A 5,702-nucleotide genomic window follows, 5' to 3' on the forward strand; every position below is an offset into this window, starting at 1 on the left:
ATATTCATGATTGATATCGTATCATGGTATAAAGAGGGCGTCAACGGTAAAAAATTGGAATTATATATCTTTTTACTTATATTTTATGCCTTAAATAATTATGCTTTTGCAGTTAGCGAGGCAATACCTGTTGCTGCCTCAATTGCTTGCTCTAAATCTTCAATAAGGTCTTCAACATTTTCAATTCCGATAGATAGGCGGACTAGATCCTCAGGAACGCCTGCTGCCTTAAGCCCTTCTGTATCAAGCTGCTGATGCGTTGTACTTGCCGGGTGAATAACTAAGCTTTTCGCATCGCCAACGTTTGCAACATGTGCCCATAGCTCAAGATTATTAATGAAAGCCGCTCCAGCTTCTCTTCCGCCTTCGATTCCAAATACGACTACAGAACCTGCACCCTTCGGCAAATACTTATCCGCTAATGCTTTATCCGGATGATTGTCACTTCCAGGATACAGAACCCAATTAATAGCTGGATGAGCTTCTAAATATTCTACCACTTTCTTCGTATTAGCAATATGCTCCTTCATCCGCACATGAAGTGTTTCAAGTCCAAGTGTAAATTGGAACGCATTTTGCGGGCTTAATGCAGGACCAAGGTCTCTAAGAAGTTGAACTCTAGCTTTAATAATATAGGCAACGGCACCTAATGCCTCACTATACACAAGGTTATTATAGCTTGGGTCTGGCTGAGTGAATCCAGGGAATTTAGGAGAATTCCAATCGAACTTTCCACCGTCTACAATGATTCCTCCAGTTGTTGTTCCATTTCCCAGCAGCCATTTTGTAGCGGAGTGGACGACAATATCCGCTCCAAATTCTATCGGTCTGCATAAATATGGAGTCGCGAATGTATTGTCAATAATAAGTGGAACCCCATTCTCGTGTGCGATTTCCGCTACCTTTTCGATATCTAACACCTTTAAGCTTGGATTTCCAATCGTTTCAGCAAAGACAGCCTTTGTTTTTTCAGTAATCGCTTTTCGGAAGTTTTCAGGATCCTCAGGGTCGACAAATTTTACTTTAATGCCGTATTTAGGCAGTGTCACAGCAAACAGATTATAAGTTCCCCCATAAAGGTTCGAGGCTGAAACAATTTCATCCCCAGCTTCAGCAATGTTCAAAATGGCTAGTGTAATGGCGGCCATTCCGCTAGCCACCGCTAGGGCACCAACTCCCCCTTCTAACAAGGCAACCCTTTCTTCAAAAACTGTAGTAGTTGGGTTGTGAATACGAGTATAAATATACCCAGTTTCCTTCAAGCCAAATAAATTAGCTGCATGTTCTGTGTTTTTAAATTGATAAGCATTGTTTTGGTAAATTGGCACAGCTCTTGCCCCTGTTACAGGATCCGGCTGAAGGCCCCCATGTACACCTAATGTCTCAAATCGATAGTTCTTTTGTTTTTCTGACATTTTTCATCTCTCCCTTTTTCATGTGCAAATGTTTGATTTACTAATTCTTTTACTTATAAAAGAAGAGTTGAAAAAACCCTCTTCATAAGAAGAGGGTTGATATCATCTCTTCTTATCTATCAGAGCAATTACTCTGCTGGAATTGGCACCGTGTAAATACCGGTTGCCGGGCTTCGTAGGGCCAGTCCCTCCACCTCTCTTGATAAGAATATTTAATTGTTATACTTAAGTTATTATAGCGATACTATCATATTGATTTTAGGCAGTCAAGGTATATTTTAGAAATTTCTGATTTAATAATTATTTTTTACATAAAATGAAAAGAGATTCTAACAGCAATATTTTACGGAAGGTTGAATCGACTGATACCTTCTTCCACCTTATTGCCTCTCTTAATTTTTCATTTCCTGTTAAAATGGCATGAATGCTTTCTTTAGATCCTGATATGATGGCATCAAATTGTTGTTTCTGAATATCTGGATAAATGGAAATATGGCCATCCAGAAATTTTAACGGAACCTCTATATCCCCGGCTTTGATACAAATTAATAAGGAGGAATCAGCTAACAATTTCTGTAAATGCGATTTACTCTTAACCTCTTCAATAAATGAAGCAGCCATCTTTTCCATTTCCATCACCTCTAAAACGAACATATTATTTTTTCTTCTGTATCTACATTCAACAAAAGCAACGACATCCCTCTTATTTCTGTTCGACACAATAAAAGCAAAAAAAAGACAATGCCTCGACTATTTTCAGCATTGTCTTTCATTTCCCGAGAAATATATCTTTTATTTGCATGTATTAAACTGCATTAACGGTGGATACCGCTTTTTTTGTCTTATTATGGTTCTTAAATACTAGATAAAAATAAATCGATCCTACTAGATATAACGAAGCTGTAATAGAAAAAACAAGCGCATATCCCCAATAGGACCCATACTTTATCACAATCCCTGTAGATACAGGGCCCATTGTTGCCCACCCTAAATTAAATACCATTTGGTTTACAGAATTCGCTAAACCTTTATAGGAGTCACCTACTTTAGACATCATGAGCGACATTTGGATGGGGTTTCCCGCATTCATCAACGCCTGTCTAAATAAAAATCCGAGTGCGGCTAGTAATAAATTTTCCGTGTATGCTGTGAGAAGGAGAAATGGCAGTGACATGAGTTGAAGAATGACTACAGCCTTCACCTCCCCTACCTTTCGAACAACAATTGGTCCAATGATCATAGCAACCGCTGTTGCAGCCTGACCCATTGAAATAATGAAACCGATTGCTGAGTTGGAAGCAGAAAAACGATCTGCAAAATATAGATTGAGATAGGGAATCACTAATCCAGCACCAATTCCGATGAGAAGCTGTGCAATTGCAAAAAGCCCTATCATTTTAAAGCCATCACTTTTATAAAATTTCTTCTTATATGTTGTTTGCTTCTCTTGAATTTTGGCAGTTGAAGAACTAGTTTCCTTAAATCGTGTAATTGGCAGTACACCTATAAGAAAGAAAATACCCCCAATTATTAGTGTAATTCGAATACTAGTCAATGATGTTGTAAAAAATGAAAATAAATCTGTTAAGATTCCGCCGCTTAAATTTCCAATAACATTAGCTCCTGTCATAACCGCGAAATGCATACTAAATAAATGGACCCGCTGTTCAGACTTAGAGTTCTCAGCAAGCCAAGGGATAAGCGAAACTTGAAGAAATGCAGACGTTATTCCCGTTAAAAAGGCAAACAAAAGCAGAAGTGATTGGATTTCAATGACACCTCGAAATAACAGCACAATGCCAGTTGCAGTTGCTCCAAAGAGCATAGCTTTTTTTCTCCCCATCCGGTCACTCATAATGCCCGCAGGAACAAGAATTAGAGCCGTGGCCAATGCAGTCATGGAGATGACCTGACCGTTCAATCTTTCAGTAAAGCCTAACTCCCGAATGTAAAAATTGTAAATAACCATAAAAATTCCAAAACCAATCTGCGTATAGACATTTGCCCAGATGGCCTGCCTAATATTATGATTATATCCTTTAATCTGGCTTGCCCATTCTCTATAAAATGTCATATAGTTTCTCCTCGAAAAAATATTTCGTATCCCTAAATATAATACATAAATATGGAAGCACTTGTAAATAAATAATCAGTGAATGTTTAGAAAATAAAACCAAAATAAAAATACCAGGCAAAATGACCTGGCATTTTAAAGAACACTCTTTATTCTATCTAATAAATAGGGAACAGAATGAAAAGCGTACAGTTTATCCTGAATATGTCCATCTTTAATCATGATGAGGCAAGGCACACTTTCTACCTCTAGCTGCTCAGCGAATTCAGACATATAGTTTAAATCGGCTTTCCCAATTAGATGATCAGGCAGCAGTTGTTCTATAACTGTTAACATTTTACTGGCTAGCTGACACGTACCGCATAAAGGAGTATAAAGATATACCAAACCTGATTTGTGATTCTTGATAAGCTTTTCAAATTCCTCCCGTGACCATTCCTGCAATGATTCTCATCCTTTATCCAAAAACTCTGTGTATACATCTATATTAGCCGATAATAACACGGTAGCAAGATGATGTTCCGGAGCAGTTGCAACCTCGCGATACATACGATCGATATAAAGGTGCTCAGCCTCTGGAAATTCTCTTTTAAATTGTTTCCGAAGCTTCTCCCCAGCTGCATCTGCATCAACCAATATAAAAACATCTTTATCATAAAGCATATCAATCAATTCATCCAGTTTTGTGACACCTATTGTTCCGTTAGTGCAAATAATTTCAATTGGCTCACTTACTATCGCCTGTACCTTTCTTTTATCCGTTGTACCCTCTACAATAATTACTTTTTCTGTAACCGCCTCATCCATTATAATCACCTGAACTGAGTTGTAGTTTTCCCCTAAAAAATCTCCTTGAAAGGAAGTTATATATATACCATACCATATTCAATATTCTTGACTATGGTGTTGGACTCCTGCTTATTATATTTATTATTAGTTTGGCACATGTCTTTATGCTTTTTATACTTAACGGGACTATTATTTATTAAGCAGAAAAAAGAGGCTTCCAATACGGAAACCCCTTTCATCTCTCTACAAACAGACCTATGTAAACTGTCCAAATGCAAGATCTAATTATTCATTAATCTTCTTTTACCATTGCTTCATATTGTTCAGCAGTCATTAATTTTTCAAGTTCACTTGTATCTGATAACTCAACAACGATCATCCATGCTTTTTCGTATGGAGATTCATTAACGAACTCAGGATTATCGCTTAAATCTTCATTTACTGCGACAACCTTTCCGCTTACTGGTGAATAAAGCTCAGATACTGTTTTTACAGATTCTACGCTTCCGAAAGGCTCGTCCGCAGTTACTTCGTCTCCCACTTCTGGAAGCTCAACGAATACAATGTCACCTAGCTCCGATTGAGCAAAGTCAGTGATTCCAATGCGTACTTGCTCGCCTTCTGTTTTTACCCACTCATGCTCTTCTGAATAACGTAATTCATTTGGTGTGTTCATTCTAAACCCTCCATTATTCTTTCATAATTGATCGAGTAATCGATCTCTTCCTTCATCATGGCAAAAAGAACGATGTTTTTCAATCCTTTTTTAATGCAAGCCATGATTTTTCGTAATCCTCTTCCTTAAAGCCAACAGTTACTTTCTGGCCATCTGTAAGAATCGGACGCTTAATCAGCATTCCATCAGTAGCCAGCAAATCAAGCAATTCGTCATCAGACGAAGATTTGACCTTATCCTTTAAACCGAGTTCACGGTATTTCATGCCGCTCGTGTTAAAGAATTTTTTTAAGTCCAACCCGCTTTTTTTATAAAGGTTCTCTAACTCGCTGCGGGAAGGCGGATTATCAGCAATATGTACAGCTTCATAGGCCAATTGGTGATCATCTAACCACTTTTTAGCTTTTCGGCAAGTACCGCATTTCGGGTACCAATAAAATGTCATAGCCATTTTTTCACCACCAAAATTATCATTCCAATATTTTCACATATTAAATCAAATAGTACCATAATTTTTTATGTAATCATAACTTTGGCTACCAAATAGATAATTCGACAATATTCCCTATAATCCTTCTTTATTAGAAAATTATTTTTTTGGATGATTGTTTCCAACAACAATAGGGTCTGACACAATTGCCAGAAGCAACAGTGCCAGACCCTTATTATTTTATTTTTCTATAAAACAAAACGCTCTGCTTCAATTATTTTTTCAGCTGCTTCACGTTTCTTCGCGATTACATTAATT

7 protein-coding genes and 1 riboswitch are annotated in these 5,702 nt (G+C 37.5%); all 7 genes read right to left on the reverse strand.

Features of this window, described 5'->3' with window-relative positions:
* Positions 1–98: 98 nt before the first annotated feature.
* The 7 genes from V7149_RS12575 to V7149_RS12605 all read right to left on the reverse strand — a co-directional run bounded on the left by V7149_RS12575 (position 99) and on the right by V7149_RS12605 (position 5,405).
* On the reverse strand, positions 99–1,415 hold the full coding sequence (locus V7149_RS12575) for an O-acetylhomoserine aminocarboxypropyltransferase/cysteine synthase family protein (protein ID WP_335345973.1): 1,317 nt from the start codon (positions 1,413–1,415) through the stop codon (positions 99–101).
* A gap of 109 nt (positions 1,416–1,524) precedes the next feature.
* A riboswitch (SAM riboswitch) is annotated at positions 1,525–1,624 on the reverse strand.
* A gap of 91 nt (positions 1,625–1,715) precedes the next feature.
* Entirely contained in the window at positions 1,716–2,069 is a 354-nt protein-coding gene (locus tag V7149_RS12580) for a hypothetical protein (protein WP_335345974.1), read from the reverse strand.
* A gap of 151 nt (positions 2,070–2,220) precedes the next feature.
* On the reverse strand, positions 2,221–3,489 hold the full coding sequence (locus V7149_RS12585; protein WP_335345975.1) for an MFS transporter: 1,269 nt from the start codon (positions 3,487–3,489) through the stop codon (positions 2,221–2,223).
* Between the two features lie 135 nt (positions 3,490–3,624).
* The gene (locus tag V7149_RS12590) at positions 3,625–3,933 is read right to left on the reverse strand and encodes a thioredoxin family protein (RefSeq protein ID WP_335345976.1); all 309 of its coding nucleotides are present in this window, start codon (positions 3,931–3,933) and stop codon (positions 3,625–3,627) included.
* Positions 3,934–3,939: 6 nt separating this feature from the next.
* Complete coding sequence (locus tag V7149_RS12595) at positions 3,940–4,296, reverse strand: toprim domain-containing protein (protein ID WP_335345977.1); 357 nt, start codon at positions 4,294–4,296, stop codon at positions 3,940–3,942.
* A 274-nt stretch (positions 4,297–4,570) separates the two neighbouring features.
* Entirely contained in the window at positions 4,571–4,954 is a 384-nt protein-coding gene (gcvH, locus tag V7149_RS12600; protein WP_335345978.1) for a glycine cleavage system protein GcvH, read from the reverse strand.
* A gap of 79 nt (positions 4,955–5,033) precedes the next feature.
* On the reverse strand, positions 5,034–5,405 hold the full coding sequence (locus V7149_RS12605; RefSeq protein ID WP_335345979.1) for an arsenate reductase family protein: 372 nt from the start codon (positions 5,403–5,405) through the stop codon (positions 5,034–5,036).
* Positions 5,406–5,702: the final 297 nt, after the last annotated feature.

Source organism: Bacillus sp. JJ1503, from assembly GCF_036965125.1.
In the GTDB taxonomy this organism is placed as follows: Bacteria; Bacillota; Bacilli; order Bacillales; family Cytobacillaceae; genus Cytobacillus.